The 16,145-nt window shown below is 70.1% G+C and carries 17 protein-coding genes; all 17 read left to right on the top strand.

The annotated features are described in order from the left end of the window. Nucleotides 1-24 precede the first annotated feature (24 nt). The 17 genes from KL771_RS06615 (at nucleotide 25) to pepN (ending at nucleotide 15,941) form a co-directional block, all read left to right on the top strand. Nucleotides 25-633 (top strand): hypothetical protein, encoded by a 609-nt coding sequence (locus tag KL771_RS06615; protein WP_261967761.1) that lies wholly within the window; start codon nucleotides 25-27, stop codon nucleotides 631-633. Between the two features lie 3 nt (nucleotides 634-636). Continuing rightward, nucleotides 637-1,866: a hypothetical protein gene (locus KL771_RS06610; RefSeq protein WP_261967760.1), complete on the top strand. Its 1,230-nt coding sequence runs from the start codon at nucleotides 637-639 to the stop codon at nucleotides 1,864-1,866. After that, a complete protein-coding gene (locus KL771_RS06605; protein ID WP_261967759.1) occupies nucleotides 1,863-2,204 on the top strand; it encodes a hypothetical protein in 342 nt (113 codons plus the stop codon). Before KL771_RS06610 ends, KL771_RS06605 begins: the two co-directional genes overlap by 4 nt. Nucleotides 2,205-2,444: 240 nt before the next feature. Beyond that, nucleotides 2,445-2,990, top strand: a complete 546-nt coding sequence (locus KL771_RS06600) for a TIGR02594 family protein (protein ID WP_261967758.1) — start codon at nucleotides 2,445-2,447, stop codon at nucleotides 2,988-2,990. An 8-nt stretch (nucleotides 2,991-2,998) separates the two neighbouring features. Beyond that, nucleotides 2,999-3,226, top strand: coding sequence for a hypothetical protein (locus KL771_RS06595; protein WP_054360697.1), 228 nt, complete (start codon nucleotides 2,999-3,001; stop codon nucleotides 3,224-3,226). A gap of 6 nt (nucleotides 3,227-3,232) precedes the next feature. Further along, nucleotides 3,233-3,457, top strand: a complete 225-nt coding sequence (locus KL771_RS06590; protein WP_261967757.1) for a hypothetical protein — start codon at nucleotides 3,233-3,235, stop codon at nucleotides 3,455-3,457. After that, a complete protein-coding gene (locus KL771_RS06585; protein ID WP_261967756.1) occupies nucleotides 3,360-3,602 on the top strand; it encodes a hypothetical protein in 243 nt (80 codons plus the stop codon). Before KL771_RS06590 ends, KL771_RS06585 begins: the two co-directional genes overlap by 98 nt. 154 nt (nucleotides 3,603-3,756) lie before the next feature. Beyond that, nucleotides 3,757-4,092, top strand: coding sequence for a PepSY domain-containing protein (locus tag KL771_RS06580; protein ID WP_261967755.1), 336 nt, complete (start codon nucleotides 3,757-3,759; stop codon nucleotides 4,090-4,092). Between the two features lie 38 nt (nucleotides 4,093-4,130). Then, the gene (locus KL771_RS06575) at nucleotides 4,131-4,802 is read left to right on the top strand and encodes a response regulator transcription factor (RefSeq protein ID WP_054360700.1); all 672 of its coding nucleotides are present in this window, start codon (nucleotides 4,131-4,133) and stop codon (nucleotides 4,800-4,802) included. Further along, complete coding sequence (locus KL771_RS06570) at nucleotides 4,792-6,168, top strand: ATP-binding protein (protein ID WP_261967754.1); 1,377 nt, start codon at nucleotides 4,792-4,794, stop codon at nucleotides 6,166-6,168. Before KL771_RS06575 ends, KL771_RS06570 begins: the two co-directional genes overlap by 11 nt. Nucleotides 6,169-6,459: 291 nt before the next feature. After that, the gene (locus KL771_RS06565; protein WP_261967753.1) at nucleotides 6,460-6,864 is read left to right on the top strand and encodes an RT0821/Lpp0805 family surface protein; all 405 of its coding nucleotides are present in this window, start codon (nucleotides 6,460-6,462) and stop codon (nucleotides 6,862-6,864) included. A gap of 117 nt (nucleotides 6,865-6,981) precedes the next feature. Then, complete coding sequence (locus KL771_RS06560; protein ID WP_261967752.1) at nucleotides 6,982-8,406, top strand: hypothetical protein; 1,425 nt, start codon at nucleotides 6,982-6,984, stop codon at nucleotides 8,404-8,406. Nucleotides 8,407-8,726: 320 nt separating this feature from the next. Then, nucleotides 8,727-9,926 carry a c-type cytochrome biogenesis protein CcmI gene (gene ccmI / locus KL771_RS06555; RefSeq protein WP_261967751.1) on the top strand — a complete coding sequence of 400 codons (1,200 nt, stop codon included), beginning with the start codon at nucleotides 8,727-8,729 and terminating at the stop codon, nucleotides 9,924-9,926. A 64-nt stretch (nucleotides 9,927-9,990) separates the two neighbouring features. After that, nucleotides 9,991-10,446, top strand: a complete 456-nt coding sequence (ccmE, locus tag KL771_RS06550) for a cytochrome c maturation protein CcmE (protein WP_261967750.1) — start codon at nucleotides 9,991-9,993, stop codon at nucleotides 10,444-10,446. 96 nt (nucleotides 10,447-10,542) lie between these two features. Next, nucleotides 10,543-12,540 (top strand): heme lyase CcmF/NrfE family subunit, encoded by a 1,998-nt coding sequence (locus KL771_RS06545; protein ID WP_261967749.1) that lies wholly within the window; start codon nucleotides 10,543-10,545, stop codon nucleotides 12,538-12,540. Further along, nucleotides 12,537-13,061, top strand: a complete 525-nt coding sequence (locus tag KL771_RS06540; protein WP_261967748.1) for a cytochrome c-type biogenesis protein — start codon at nucleotides 12,537-12,539, stop codon at nucleotides 13,059-13,061. The genes KL771_RS06545 and KL771_RS06540 overlap by 4 nt, the downstream gene beginning before the upstream one ends. A gap of 228 nt (nucleotides 13,062-13,289) precedes the next feature. Further along, complete coding sequence (pepN, locus tag KL771_RS06535) at nucleotides 13,290-15,941, top strand: aminopeptidase N (protein WP_261968086.1); 2,652 nt, start codon at nucleotides 13,290-13,292, stop codon at nucleotides 15,939-15,941. Nucleotides 15,942-16,145 lie beyond the last annotated feature (204 nt).

Below are 16,145 nucleotides of genomic sequence, written 5' to 3'. Positions count from 1 at the left end.
TCCCTCCCGCCGCAGGAACGCCAAATGCCGACCGAAACCCAGTCCGTCACCGGACAACGCCTTCTCGTGCGCTCCGACGGGCGCGCCGTGCCGGCCGTCGTTATCGACGCCAACAGCGACCCGCTGCCGATCGTCGGCGGTGCCTCCGAGGCCCATCTCGGCGAGGTCGGCGGGCGGATCATCCGTTCGGCGCCGGCCAGCCTGCCGGCGACCTCGACCACGGCCTATGCGTCCGGCGATGCGCTCGGCGCCAAGATGCCGCTCGCCGGCGCCCTGCGCGTCGCCGGCGGTTCGGGCTACCTGCAGGACCTGACCGTCGCGCTGAAGACGGCCGGCCTGACGGCGGCGCTCGACGCCATCCTGTTCCGCGCCGATCCGGCAGCCTCGACGATCACCGACAATGCCGCCCTCGCGGTCGCGGCCGCCGATCTCGACAAGGTGATCGGGGCGGTCTCCCTCACCCGCATCACCAGCCTCGGCGGCGGCACGCTCTACGAGGCCAACCAGCTTGCCCGCTCGATCAAGCTTTCGAGCGGCCAGGACATCTGGCTGGCGCTCGTCTGGCGGGCCGCTCCGACGCTCGGCACCGCGGCCGACCTCGCCGCCGTGTCGGCCAACATCGCGGTGGACTGAGCCATGGGCCTGATGCTGCCCCCGCGTCGGCTGCTCGCCGGCGCCGCGCCCTGGTGGCGCCGGCCGGAGCACCTGCTCGACGGCGTTGCGCCGGGCTTCGTCGCCGATATCGCCGGCCGCCGGTGCGTCGTCGGCGGCGCGGCCGTGCCGCTCGCCGCGGTGCTGGGCGTCACCTCCGGCGCCGGCAAGACCTATTGCGATGCCGACGGCAGCCTGAGGGCCGCCGGCGCCAACGAAGTCCGGATCGACTGGAGCAATGGTACGCCCGAACTGCTGCTGGAGGGACCGGCGACCAACAAGATCACGGCGCGCAAGCACAATCCGGTCGACACGTCGAATGTCACCAAGACCGGCGATGCCGCCGCGGTGCTCTCGGTCGTCGACGACAGCGCCGCCCTGACGGCGGCCGGCCTGTCGGCGATCTGCACCGGCGGGACGGTCTACAGGTTAGACAATTCCGCCGGCACGGGCGCGGCCTGGGCCAAGGTCTCCGGCGCGGTCGGCAACACCAACGCCCATTCGTTCGGCATCTATGCCCGGCGCACCGGTGCAGCCGCATCCGTGTTTCTGACCGGCGGGACCGGCTCGGCCTCCGTCGCCGGCAGCGCCTATGCCTGGACCGGGTCGGCCAATGTCACCCCGGCCAGCACCGGCGCAGGGCTGGAGATCGGGGCCAATGCCGGATCGGTGGTCCATTTCATCCTGCCGCAGCTCGTCGAGGCGGTGTCGCAGGGTTCGATCATCCCGGGCGACACGCTGGCCGCCGTCACCCGCGCGACCGACCTCTGCCAGATCGCCGCCGGCGCGGCCGCGGCCATCCAGGGCGCCTCGGCCGCGATCGCCTGGCGCGGCACCATCCCGGTGGCGCAGGCCGGGCAGCAGATCGTCGGGCTCGGCGACGGTCTCAATCTCATCAGGGCGACCAATACGCCGAACACCCGCGTCGCCATCTTCAATGCAACATCGGCGCTGGCGCTCGGGGTCGGCACGGATGTCATTCCCGGCGCGCTCGGCATCTGCGCCGGTTGGGGCGCCTCGGGGGCACGGCTCGCCGTCAATGGTGCGGGCGCCTCCGCGGCGCAGACCAATTCCTGGCCGACGACGGTCTATATCGGAGCATCGACCGGACTTTCGACCGGACAGATCCTGCGGCTGCGCCAACTGGTCGGCTGGATGCTGACCGATCAGCCGTCGGCGGCCGGCGCCGTTGCCCAAGCGAGGCTCGCGGCATGAGGACGATCTTCCTGCGCTTCACCGATCGCACCGAAGCCCTGGCCCTGCTCGGCGCGGCCGGCCTGACGGCCGTGCCACGGACAGAGACAGAGACCGAGACCGGCCCGGTTCTGCCGCCGCTGGTCATGACCGCGGCCGGGCCGGTCTATCCCGACCCCGTCTTCGGCACCGGCATCGTCGCCCTGCCGACCGGCGCGCTCGATGCCGACGGCCTGCCGATCTTGGCGCCGGCCGAGGGCTGCCACGTCAACCTGCTCGCGCCGGACGGCTGGGTGGTGCCGGAACCGCTCGCCGTCAAGCAGGTGTCGCCGGACAGTCCGGCCTGCGTCTTCGCTTGACCGCGGACCGCCCGCGGTCGGCCCATCCATGCCCGGGCTGGCCATATCCCGCCTGGCCATGCCCTGCCTGCCAATTGCCTGCCCGCCAATCTGCCGGCTGGCCGATGCCGAGCCGCGCGCCATTCCGGCCAGTCCTCGCGGGCATTCGGGCCTGCGGACCCGTGCCGGCCGATCCGGCGGCTTCGGGCGGTCCAGCCCCCATTCCATCCCATCCCGTTCGTCCTCTCCCGGAGGTGTCCCATGACGTCCGCCGCCCCTTGGCATGCCCGGCTCGCCGCCACGATCGGCCTTGCCGAAACGCCCGGCCCGGGCTCGACCCCGCGCATTCTCGCCATGGCGCGCAAGGTCGCGGCCGCGCATCCGCGGCTCGACTGGATCGGTGCCTATTACGAGGACGACGACATTCCCTGGTGCGGCCTGGCCGTCGCCTGGGCGGTGGTCGACGCCGGGTTGATGCCGCCGCTGCCGAACCCGCTGGCCGCACGCAGCTGGGGGGCCTGGGGCCGGCGGCTGGAGCGGCCGGTGCCGGGGGCCGTGCTGGTCTTCACGCGCGAGGGCGGCGGCCATGTCGGGCTCTACGAGGGCGAGGACGCGACCCACTACCACGTCCTCGGCGGCAACCAGGGCAACCGTGTCAGCCGTGCCGCGATCGCCAAGAGCCGCCTTCTCGTCGACGACGCCGGGCGTCCGACCGGCATCCGCTGGCCGGACGGCGTCGCCCTCGTCGCCGATGCCGTGCCGGCCGCACGTCCGGCCGGCCTCGCCGTCTCCACCCAGGAAGCCTGAGGACCGCCATGACCGAGACCAAGACCCTTCTGCAGTCGCGCACCGTCTGGGGCGCGCTCCTCGCCATCCTGGCCTCGATCGCCGGCCTCGGCGGCTATGCGATCGCGCCGTCCGATCAGGCCGCCGCGCTCGATCTGATCGGCAGCCTGATCGAGGTCTGGGACCGGCTGATCGTGATCGCCGGCGCCGGCCTCGCCATCTGGGGCCGGGTGCGCGCCACCAAGGCGATCGGCTAGCCCGAGATGGGATGGCTCGCCCTGGCCCGCGCGCTGGTCGCGCTCGCCGCCGCACTCATCGCCCATGCGGGCCGGCGCGGCGGCGCCGATCCGCTTGCCGAGGATTGCGCCCGCCGGATGGAGGAGATGATCCGTGCCGTCGATCTTGCCCGCGCGGCGCGCCGCGCTGCTGTTCGTTCTCTCGACGATCCCGACCGCCTGCGCGCCGACGACGGCCACCGTCGCGACTGACCGCGCGACCGACCCGACGCGCCCGGCGGCGGTCTATTGCCGCCTCGCCGAGCCGATCGCCTGGTCGCAGGCCGACACCGACGAAACCATCCGGGCGATCAAGGCGCACAATGCCGTGGTCGCTGCGTTGTGCCCGCCGGGGTGACCGGCGCCGGGGGGGCCGCAATCCGGCATTCGCGCCGGGTCGCGGACTTCGAGCTCGATCCCGCCTGCGGCGGCGGATGCTGGCATCCGGGACGGAGATGCCGTATGGCGGACGTTCATCCCCGGTTCAGTCCCGCCGGACTAGATCTGCGCCCATGGTCAGGAAAATCGCCTCCCTCTGTCTCGCGGCCGTCACGGCCTGCGGCATGCTCGCGCCGGCGCTCGCCGCCTTCGCGCCGGGCAATGTCGTGGCGCAGACGCCGGTCGGCGAGTGCCTGACCTTCGGGGCGATGCAGGAGGCCCTGCTCGAAGGCCGGGCGCGCAAGCTCGCCGAAATCCGCCGCCAGCTCGAAGGCGATATCGTCAAGGCCGATCTTTGCCTGGATGCCGGCAAGCTCGCCTACCGGGTCACGGTGCTGACCCGCGACGGTCTGGTGCGCAAAGTGGTTCTCGATGCCAGCTCTGGACAATTCATGTACGATAAGCGCTGAAGTCGGACGGACTCGGGGTTTATCGAGGGGAGCACGGCGTGCGGCTGCTGGTTGTCGAAGACGATGCCAATCTGAACACACAGATCGTCGAAGCGCTGAAGGAGGCGGGTTACGCGGTCGATCAGGCCCGGGACGGCGAGGAGGGGCACTTCCTCGGCGATACCGAGCCCTATGACGCGGTGATCCTCGACATCGGCCTGCCCAAGATGGACGGGCTCTCGGTGCTCGAACAATGGCGGCGGGACGGGCGCAAGATGCCCGTGCTGCTGCTGACCGCGCGCGACCGCTGGTCCGACAAGGTCGCCGGCATCGATGCCGGCGCCGACGACTACGTGGCCAAGCCGTTCCACATGGAAGAGGTGCTGGCCCGGGTCCGGGCGCTGGTGCGCCGCTCGGCCGGCCACGCGTCGAACGAGATCGAATGCGGCCCGGTCCGGCTCGATGCCCGATCGGGACGCGTCACCGTATCGGGCCATCTGGTCAAGCTGACCTCGCACGAATACCGGCTGCTCAGCTACATGATGCTGCACCAGGGCCGGGTGGTGTCGCGCACGGAACTGGTCGAGCACCTGTACGATCAGGATTTCGACCGCGATTCCAATACCATCGAGGTTTTCATCGGGCGCCTGCGCAAGAAGCTCGGGGTCGACATCATCCAGACCATACGCGGCCTCGGCTACACGGTGGGTTTGACGGGCGATGCAGGGTAGCTCGCTCGCCCTCCGCCTGTTCGTCCTCGCCGCGATCTGGAGTGCCCTGTCTCTGGCCGCCGCCGGCTCGGTGCTGATCGCGGTCTATCGCGGCTCGGCGGAACGGGCCTTCGACGAGCGGCTCGGTGTCTATCTGAAGACCCTCGTCGGAGCGATCGCGGCGCAGTCGGACACGGCCGGATCCTTCCGCGAGCCGGACAATGTCGGCGAACCGCGCTTCGAACTGCCGCTGTCCGGCTGGTACTGGGTGGTGCGGCGCTCGGCCGACAACAAGGTCGTGGTGGCCTCGAAGTCGCTGGTCGGCGACGTGCTCGTGCTGCCCTCCGATGTCGGCATCGCGCCGGGCGCCGACCGGACCGCCAAGGGCTACATCCAGGGGCCGGACCGGCAGGATCTGCGCATCATCGAGCGCGAGATCTCCTTCGACGAGCAGAACGCCTTCCGCCTCGCCGTGGCCGGCAATGCGGGCGATCTCAACGAGGACATCACCGTCTTCTCGACCCGGACCGCGCTGATCCTGGCGCTGGTCGGCTTCGGCCTCGTCATCACCACCTATTTCCAGGTCCGCCTCGGCCTGTTCCCGATCGAGCGCATGCGCCGCGCCCTGTTCGCCATCCGCTCCGGCGAGGCGGAGCGGCTCGAGGGCACCTTCCCGTCGGAAATCGAACCGCTCGCCCAGGAGCTCAACGCGCTGATCGAATCCAACCGCGAAACCATGGAGCGGGCGCGCACCCATGTCGGCAATCTCGCCCATGCGCTGAAGACGCCGCTTTCGGTGATCACCAACGAGGCGCGCGGGACGGAGGGGACGCTGGCCGCACGCATCGCCGAGCAGGCCGGCCTGATGCGCGAATATATCGACACCCATCTGGAGCGCGCCCGCATGGCGGCGCAGCGCCGGGTGATCGGCGCGGTGACCGACGTGGAGCCGGTGGTCGAGCGGCTCGCCCGCGCGATGCGCAAGATCTTCGAGCGCAAGGGCGTGGTCGTCGAGACCGACATCCAGCCCGGCCTGCGCTTCCGCGGCGAGCGGCAGGACCTTGAAGAGACCCTCGGCAACCTGATGGACAACGCCTCCAAGTGGTGCATCGGGCGCGTCTCGGTCACCGCGCGCATCGAGGGCAATCCGCGTGCCGACGACCGCCGCTTTCTGACCATCTGGGTCGACGACGACGGCCCCGGCCTGTCGCCGGAGAAACGGCTCGAAGCGGTCAAGCGCGGCCAACGGCTGGACGAGACGGTGCCCGGAACGGGGCTCGGCCTGTCGATCGTGACCGATCTCGCGGTGCTCTACGGCGGGCGCTTCCAACTGCTCGACAGCCCGCTCGGCGGCCTGCGCTGCGAACTGGTCCTGCCGGCGCTTTGACCGGGTTCTGGGCCTCGGCGGGCGGTCGCGGGCGGCAGACGGAAGCGTCGTGTTGCGTTGCAAAATTGTATCAGCGCAAGGGCTTCCGGCTCACGGACGCGGCATCGGCCGTCGGTGGGCGCGGGACTTGTGCTATTCGTTTCGGCGCGCCCCGATGTGGGCGGCGCTGCATAATTCAGCCATAAGGTCGATGCAGAGCGCAGGTCGGTGAAGGTGACGGGAAGGTTCCGGACCGATTGCGATGAGGGTCGCGGTCGGCCGTCGGGACCGTTTGAACGAGAGGTCAGGGCGATGGCTGCGGCTCGTTTCGCCGGCGTGGTGATGGTGACGGTCTGGCTTGCCGGATGCGGCGGGGGCACGGACGAGAAGCCGTCCGGCGACCGGTTCGGCCTCGGGGCGACGCTCGGCGCACTGCTGGGCAGCGAGACCGGGCGTGCGCTCGACGACAAGGATCGTGCGCTCTCGGCGGATGCCGAATACGACGCGCTGCAATATGGCCAGCCCGGCACGGCGCGGGAGTGGAAGAACCCGCAGAACGGCCATTCCGGCAGCGTGACGCCGGGACCGGCCTATTCGGTCAACCAGTATACCTGCCGGGACTACACCCATAAGGTCGTGCTCACGGCGGCCAAGCAGGATGTGGTCCGCTCGACCGCGTGCCGGCAGCCCGACGGCAGCTGGCGGCCCCTGCAGTAATTCCAGACCGTTTCCGAGTGTTTCCCGGTGCAAGGATATTCTTAACGGTTTCTGGTCACGCTGGGGAAGAATCCAGGTCCTGCCGAGGCCCCCAGAGACATGTCCGACAACGGGCTCGTGACGTCCAAAGTCCTGGCCTACATGGAATCGCTGTCGCCGGCAGCGCGCAGCCTGATCCTGCGCGCCATGCAGAATGCCGGTGCGCGCGGCGACGAGGTGCTGGCCACCGAAGCCGTGATCGCGGCCATCGGCAATCTCCCCGACGCCGCCCGCGCTGCCGCCACGCCCCCTGCCGCCGCAGCGCCTGCCGCGCCGGTGCCGGCAGGAGCGAACTGGCGTGAGCGGCTCGAGGCCGCCGGCCTCGCCCCATTCGCGGCCATCACCATCGATACCGTCCTGCCGCTCAAGCAGACCGGCCGCATCGCGCGGGCCGCGATCGAGCCGATCTGGACCTGGATCATCCGCGACGTCGCCCGGCGCGAATGGGAGGAGGCGCTCGCCGCCGATCCCGGCGACCCGGCGGCCGATGCCGGTCCGGTTGCCCGCCGATTCCGCAAGGCCGCGGTGCCGCTGGTGCTGACCCGCCTGCGCGAAACGGAAGCCGATCCCAAGGGCTGGCAGAAACTGACCGTGCATCTCGGCGGCGAGACGGTCGCCCGCGAATTGCGCGACGTGATCTATGTCCTGCAGCGCGACGGCCAGTTCCTGACCCTGTCGGCGCAGCTGCCGAAATCCATCGGGCTCGCCGAGGCGAGCGATTCCGCGCAACTGGTCGCCGTCGTGCGCACCGCGGTCGAGCAGGTCCAGATCGACGCGGCCTTCGTCGGTGCCGCGATCCTGTCGCGCGTCACCGCCCCCTGGCTGCTCGGCCCGCTGGCACTTCGTCTGGCGGCCACCCAGGATGCGCGGCTTCTGGCCGGCAGCCGCTATGCGCGCATGATCGACATCGCCCTGTCGGAAACCGAGCGCCAGGTGACGCTGGTGCGCGGCAGGATCGCCGACCGGCGCGAGCGCATGAAGGTCGGCGGGGCGCTGCGCGACTTCCACGAGGTGCTGCGCAATCTGCAATTCGCCTTCGAGATCGAGACCGTGCCGCACTGGTTCAAGCGCATCGGTGCGGCCCGGCGCGACATGTCGGAACTGATCGGCAAGGAAATCGAGGCGGCCCCCGGCCTGATCCGGCGCGCGCTCCGGGTCGAATCGCTGGCCGGATCGTTCGGTGGCGGCTTCGATGTCTCGACCTACGAGGATGCCGAATTCGCGGTGCGGCTGCTCGGCGAGGCGCGGCTGGCCTCCGACAATCTCGCGCTCAACGACCTGATCGTGCGCACGCGCAAGCAGGTCGAACAGACGCTCGAAGTCCTGAACGGCAAGCTCTTCGCCGACCTGAAGTCCAATCAGGCGGTCGACCGCGCCGCGCTGATCGCCGCCGTGGACGGGGCGGTCAAGCTCAACGGCCTGGTCTTCGGGGAGGACTATGCGGCCGTGCTGCGCAAGTCGCGCGAGCAGGGCGTCGCCAAGGCCGCGACGCGCTTCGGCTGACGGGCCGCCTGCGGATGCATCCTGCCGGCAAATCGGGCCTGCCGTCACGCGGCCGCGTCCTGACGCCGATTTGACCGCCGTCAAACCTGCGTCAGCCGGTCTCGTGTAGGAGTTCGGCCATTGCAGCGCCGCGTTTCCGACGATACCTGAGACGGGAATGCGAGGGGAGGAGACCGGAGGGGCCGGTCATGCCGCCCCGGCGTCGCATCAGCGCAGGACCCGGCGGGACGGTCCGTCCGGCCGCAAGGTTCTGCGCCGAACCCATGGGAGCCCGATGCGCCCTCAGCGCGACGGTTCCGAAAGGCGGACGGCCGGACGACATGATGCTCTGGATCATCCTGGCGGCAATGACCGCGATCGCCGCCCTGGCGGTACTGGGGCCGATGGCCCGCGCCCGCCAGACGAACCTGTCGGCGGCCGACCGCGACCTCGCCGTCTACAAGGACCAACTGGCCGAGATCGACCGCGATCTCGAGCGCGGCGTGATCGGCATCCGCGAGGCCGAGGCGGGCCGCACGGAAATCTCCCGCCGCATCCTGAAGGCCGCCCGCGGCGCGGCGGCCGAGGCGGGCGGGGGATCGGGCCGGCGCGGCCGGATCGGCGCGATCGTGGCAGCGGTCGGCCTGCCGGCGGTGGCGCTCGGCGTCTATCTGTCGACCGGCGCCCCGGATCTGCCCGACCAGCCCTTGTCCGAACGCCTGGCGGCGCGGCCCGAGCAGGCCGACATCGACAATCTGGTCGCCCGGGTCGAATCCCACCTGATGCAGAATCCCGAGGACGGACGCGGCTGGGAAGTGCTCGCCCCGGTCTATCTGCGTCTCAACCGGCCCGCCGATGCGGCCCAGGCCTTCCGCAACGCCATCCGCACGCTCGGCGCCTCGCCGCGGCGCCAGTCCGGGCTCGGCGAGGCGCTGACGGTGGTCGCCGGCGGCATCGTCACGGCGGAGGCGCGGGCGGCCTTCGAGGCCGCATTGGCGCCCGAACCCGGTCTCGTCGCCGCGCGGATGTATCTGAACCTCGCCCTGACCCAGGAGGGCCGCCACGCAGAGGCGGTGGCGGCATGGCAGACGATGATCGCCGGCGCCGGGGCCGACGCACCCTGGCTGCCGACCGCCCGGCGCGAACTCGCCGCCGCCGAGATTGCCGCCGGACGCCCCCCGTCAGGGCAGCCGGCCCCTGGCGGCCAGCCGGCCCCGTCCGGCCAGGCTGGCACCGCGTCGACCGACAAGGCCGTCGCCGCGCCGGGGCCGAGCGCCGAGGACATGGCGGCGGCTGCCGGCATGGCGCCCGAAGACCGCACCCGCATGATCGAGGGCATGGTCGCGCGACTGTCCGAACGGCTCGACCAGGGCGGCGGCAGTGTCGACGAATGGTCGCGCCTGATCCGCTCGCTGGCCGTGCTCGGTCGCAAGGACGAGGCGCGCGCCGCCGCCCTCAAGGCGCGCGAGGCGGTCAAGTCCAGTGCCGACGACCTCGCCCGCATCGACGATCTTTCCAAGGGATTGGGGCTGGCGCTCTAGTCCTTCGGCTGCGACGCTCCAATTCACCGCCGGACGCCGTCCGGCCGACAGCCCCGAGGGGAGCATGACCCGCAAGCAGCGCCGCCTGACCATGATCGGAACCGCCGGAGCCGTCCTCGCCCTTGCGGCAGGACTGATCTTCTGGGCTTTGTCCGACTCGGTCGCCTTCTTCAACTCGCCCTCCGACGTGATGGCCAAGCGCCTGCCGCCCGAGCAGCGGATCCGGCTGGGCGGCCTGGTCAAGGAGGGATCGGTGGTGCGCGGGGAGGGGACGACCGTGCGCTTCGAGATCACCGACAAGGCGGTCTCGATTCCGGTCACCTATACGGGCATTCTGCCGGACCTGTTCCGCGAGGGGCAGGGCGTGGTGGCCGAGGGCCGCATGACCGGCGAGGGCAGTTTCCGCGCCGACCATGTGCTCGCCAAGCACGACGAGAACTACATGCCCAAGGAAGTGGCCGACAGCCTCAAGGCGCAGGGCCACTGGCAGGGCGACAAGGGTGCTGACGCGCCGAAGTGATCGGCATCGCCGGCCGGGGCCGGCACGCAAGGGAAATGCCGCGGCCTTGCCGGTTCGGCAGGGACGGCGGACGGGCGAAGAGAACGGACGGATGCGATGATCGTCGAGATCGGACACTACGCCCTGGTGCTGGCCTTCGCGCTGGCGCTGGTCCAATCGATCCTGCCGGTCTGGGGCGCCCGGACGCGCGACGCGCAGCTGATGGCGGTGGCCGGCCCGGCCGCGCTGGCGCAGTTCCTGTTCGTCGCGATCGCCTTCGGCGCGCTGACCTGGGCCGCGGTCGTCTCCGACTTCTCGGTCGCCAACGTCTTCGAGAACTCCCATTCGGCCAAGCCGCTGCAGTTCAAGATCAGCGGCGTGTGGGGCAACCACGAAGGCTCGATGCTGCTCTGGGTGCTGATCCTAGCCCTGTTCGGCGCGCTGGTCGCCGCCTTCGGGCGCAATCTGCCCGAGACGCTGAAGGCCAACGCGCTCGGCGTGCAGGCCTGGATCGCAGCCGCCTTCCTGCTGTTCATCCTGGCCACATCGAACCCGTTCCAGCGCCTGTCGCCCGCCCCGATGGAGGGCCGCGACCTCAATCCGATCCTGCAGGACTGGGGCCTCGCGATCCATCCGCCGCTGCTCTATCTCGGCTATGTCGGCTTCTCGATCTCCTTCGCCTTCGCGGTCGCCGCGCTGATCGACGGCCGCATCGACGCCGCCTGGGCGCGCTGGGTGCGGCCCTGGACGCTGGCCGCCTGGGTCTTTCTGACGCTCGGCATCGCGATGGGCTCCTACTGGGCCTATTACGAGCTCGGCTGGGGCGGCTGGTGGTTCTGGGATCCGGTCGAGAACGCGTCCTTCATGCCCTGGCTGTCGGGGACGGCCCTGCTGCATTCGGCGATCGTGATGGAGAAGCGCAACGCGCTGAAGGTCTGGACCATCCTGCTTGCGATCCTGACCTTCTCGCTGTCGCTGCTCGGCACCTTCCTGGTCCGCTCCGGCGTCTTGACCTCGGTGCATGCTTTCGCGACCGATCCTGCCCGCGGCGTCTTCATCCTGTTGATCCTGACCCTGTTCATCGGCGGCTCGCTGGCGCTGTTCGCCTGGCGCGGCTCGACGCTGACGCAGGGCGGCATCTTCGCGCCGATCAGCCGGGAGGGCGCGCTGGTCTTCAACAACCTGTTCCTGACCGTCTCCTGCCTCGCCGTGTTCGTCGGCACGCTCTATCCGCTGGTGCTCGAAGCCGTCACCGGGGACAAGATCTCGGTCGGCGCGCCCTTCTTCAACGTCGTCTTCGGCATCATCGTGGTGCCGCTCCTGCTGGTCGTGCCGATCGGACCCTTCCTGGCCTGGAAGCGCGGCGATCTCGGTGCGGTCGCCGAGCGGCTGTCCGTGGCGCTCGTGGTCGCGCTGGTGGTGGCGGCGATCACCGGCTGGATCAGCCGCGGCGCCTCCCCGGTCCTCGCGGCGCTCGGCTTCGGCCTTGCGGCCTGGCTGGTGATCGGGGCGCTGGCCGAATTCGCCTTCCGCATCCGGCTCTTCGCCGAACCGCTCGGGACCAGCCTGCGGCGCGCCCGCGGCCTGCCGCGTTCGGCCTGGGGCATGACCATCGCCCATATCGGCGTCGGCCTGTCGGTCGTCGGCATCGTCGCCGAGAGCGCCTGGAAGACCGAGCACATCCTGATCATGAAGCCGAACGACACCGTCGAGGTCGCCGGCATGACGGTCCAGTACCAGGGCTCGGCGCCGCGCAAGGGACCGAACTTCCAGGAACAGGCCGGGGTCTTCGCCGTGTCGCGCGCCGGCGTCGTCCTGACGACGCTGCGGCCGGCCAAGCGCTTCTATCCGGCCCGCCAGATGCCGACCACCGAGGCCGCGATCGGCCAGTTCGACCTCTATGCGTCGAACCTCTACATCTCGCTCGGCGACGCCCAGACCGACGGCGGCATGGCGGTGCGCATCTACTGGAAGCCCTTCGTGAATTTCATCTGGTACGGCTGCGTCGTGATGGCGCTCGGCGGCTTCGTCTCGCTGTCCGACCGGCGCCTGCGCGTCGGCGCACCGGTGCCTGCGCGTCTCGCCGGCCGCGTCCCGGCGGGAGCGGCCGAATGAGCCCGGCCCCGAAGGACCGGTCCGGGCGCCGCGCCGGACGTGTCGTTGCCGGGATTGCTGCCGGGGTCTGGCTCGGCCTTGCGCTTCTGGTGGTTCCGGCGGCGGCCGTGCAGCCGGACGAGATCCTGAAGGATCCGGTGCTGGAGAAGCGGGCGCGGGCGATCTCGGCGGATCTGCGCTGCATGGTCTGCCAGAACCAGTCGATCGACGATTCGGACGCGCCGCTGGCCAAGGACCTGCGCGTGCTGGTGCGTGAGCGTCTGGTCGCCGGCGACAGCAATGCCGCCGTCAAGGACTTCCTGGTCGCGCGCTACGGCCAGTTCGTGCTGCTCAATCCGCGCTTCGAATGGGAGACGGCGCTTCTCTGGGTGACGCCCTTCGCGGTCCTGGGCATCGGCGCCGGCGTGCTGGTCGTCGGCGCCCTGCGCCGGCGCCGGGTGCCCGCCGGGGAAGCGGCCGGCGGCGATCTGACCGCGGAGGAGCGCGCGGCGCTCGCCGAGATCCTGCGCGATCGGCCCTGAGGGCGACGCTCCCGGCGACGCGGTGCGACGGCCGGGATTCGGCGGTCCATGACATGGTTCAAGGCGCGCAGGCCGCACGCCGCTACGCTGCAGGCCGTGCAATACCTTGCGAGCGTGACGGCTTTCCGATCGAAGCGGTCATGCTCTAAAAGGGCCTTCACATGCTTCGGACCGCGGCCTGAACCGACGGCGCGGCCGGACCCCGATCAGAGAGCCCCGATGATGGACATGTCTGCCAACACGCCGCGCATCGAGCCGGTCCGCCTCGCGGACTATCGGCCGACGCATTATGCGATCCGCACGGTGGCGTTGGATTTCCGCCTCGACCCGGAAGCCACCGAGGTGACCGCCGACCTGCGCCTGGAACGGCGCGACGGCACCGCGCCCGGCACGCCGCTGGTGCTCGACGGCGACGAACTCGAGCTGGTGGCGGTCGAGATCGACGGCGCACGGCTGAAGCCGGACGCCTACGAGGCCGGTCCGTCGCAGCTCACCCTGCTCGATCCGCCGGCGGGCGCCTTCACGCTGCGCATCGTCACCCGCATCGCTCCGGCGCTCAACACCAAGCTGATGGGCCTCTACCGGACCAGCGGCAACTACTGCACCCAATGCGAGGCGGAGGGCTTCCGCCGGATCACCTATTTCCTCGACCGGCCCGACGTGCTCGCCGTCTATCGGACGCGCATCGAGGCGCGCAAGGCGGAGGCGCCCTATCTGCTCGCCAACGGCAACCGGATCGAAGGCGGCGACATTCCCGGCACCGACCGGCACTATGCCGTCTGGCACGATCCGCATCCCAAGCCGAGCTATCTGTTCGCCCTGGTCGGCGGCGATTTCGACGTGCTGCGCGATCGCTTCGTGACCATGTCGGGCCGCGACGTGGCGCTCGAGATCTATGTCGAGCACGGCAAGGTCGAGCGCGCGGCCTACGCGATGGATTCGCTGAAGCGGTCGATGAAGTGGGACGAGGAGGTCTTCGGGCTCGAATACGATCTCGACATCTTCATGATCGTCGCGGTCAGCGACTTCAACATGGGGGCCATGGAGAACAAGGGCCTCAACGTCTTCAACGACAAATACGTGCTGGCGGCGCGCGAGACCGCGACCGACGCGGACTATTCCCACATCGAGGGCGTGATCGCGCACGAATATTTCCACAATTGGACCGGCAACCGGATCACCTGCCGGAACTGGTTCCAGCTCTGCCTCAAGGAGGGCCTGACGGTCTTCCGCGACCAGGAATTCTCGTCCGACCAGCGCTCGCGCGCGGTCAAGCGGATCATGGACGTGAAGCTCCTCAAGAGCCATCAGTTCCCCGAGGATGCCGGCCCGCTGGCGCATCCCGTGCGCCCGGAAACCTATCGCGAAATCAACAACTTCTATACGGCGACCGTGTACGAGAAGGGCGCCGAGGTGGTGCGCATGCTGAAGACCATGCTGGGTCCGGACGGGTTCCGGGCCGGCATGGATCTGTATTTCAAGCGGCATGACGGCGATGCGGCCACAATCGAGGATTTCCTGGCCGCCTTCGCCGACGCGACCGGGCGCGACCTGACCCAGTTCATGCTGTGGTACCGGCAGGCCGGCACGCCGGAACTCGCCGTCTCGACGGACTACGATCCCGGTGCCAAGACCCTGCGGCTGACCTTCGAGCAGACCTGCCCGCCGAGCCCGGGCCAGGCAGCCAAGGAACCGATGGCGATTCCCGTCCGCTTCGGACTGGTCGGGCCGAACGGCGAGGACATGGATTATGGGTCGATCGAAGGCGTCGCGGTCGCCGGCGACGTGATGCTGCTGACGGCGCCGCGCCACGAGGTCGTGGTCAGCGGCGTCGGCGCCCGTCCGGTTCCCTCGCTGCTGCGCGGCTTCTCCGCGCCGGTCAAGCTCTCGGTCAATCTCGACACCGACGACCAGCTGTTCCTGCTCGCCCACGACGCCGATCCTTTCAACCGCTGGCAGGCGGCCCAGACGCTGGCGACCCGGACGCTGGTCGAGGGCAGCAAGGCGCTCGGCGACGGTCGCGCGATGTCGATCGACACGCGCCTGATCGATGCCTATCGGCAGATCGCTGCCGACGACCGGCTCGACCATGCCTTCCGCGCCCTGGTGCTCGGTGTGCCGGGCGAGGCGGACATTGCGCGCGAGATCGGCTCCGAGGTCGATCCGGATCGCGTCTATGCGGCCCGCGAGACCCTGCGCCGTGCGATCGCGACGGGGGCCGAGGATGTCCTCGCCGGGCTCCACGACGGCCTGGCGTTGTCCGGCGCCTATGCGCCCGATGCGGCCTCGGCCGGCCGCCGGTCGCTGCGCAACATGGCGCTCGAGCTTCTGCTTCTGGTCGGCGGGCCGGACGCCGAGGCACGCGTCGTCGCCCACTACGAGGCGGCCGACAACATGACCGATCGCTACGCGGCCCTGTCGGCCCTGGTGCTGAACGGCTCGACGGCAGCGGGTGCGATGCTGGCGGACTTCTACCGGCGCTTCGAGGGCGACAGCCTGGTGATCGACAAGTGGTTCGTCGTCCAGGCCATGGCACCGGTCGCCGCCACGCTCGACAGGGTGCGGGCGCTGACCGGGCATCCGGCCTTCTCCTTCACCAATCCGAACCGGTTCCGGGCCCTGGTCACCACCTTCGCCACCGGCAACCAAACCCAGTTCGCGCGGGCCGACGGCGCCGGCTTCGGCTTCGTCGCCGACATGGTCCTGGACATGGACAAGCGCAACCCGCAGGTCGCCGCGCGGCTGCTCTCGGCCTTCCGCTCGTGGCGGGCGCTCGAGGGCCGGCGTCGGGCGCAGGCGGAGGTCGAACTGAAGCGGGTGGCGGCCGCACCGGGCCTGTCCCGCGATGTCGCCGACATCGCCGCGCGCTGCCTGCAGTAGCGCGCTCAACATCTTGAATTGGAACGCGAAACGCCGCCTTCGGCGGCGGCCCGGGCATGGCCGTGGCCGGAAAGACTCGACCCCGCCACAATGGTTAAAAAGGTGCTAACGAGGCTGGACAAGCGAGTCCGCCTGGATTCAAATCGGGGTGATTCGAAGGTCGTTCCGAAGTCTTCGAAATAACAATCACAAGCATCGAAGGGC

Source organism: Prosthecodimorpha staleyi, from assembly GCF_018729455.1.
Taxonomy (GTDB): domain Bacteria; phylum Pseudomonadota; class Alphaproteobacteria; order Rhizobiales; family Ancalomicrobiaceae; genus Prosthecodimorpha; species Prosthecodimorpha staleyi.
The sequence above is the reverse complement of the archived record's forward strand: the minus strand, read 5'-3'. Positions and strand labels throughout refer to the sequence as shown.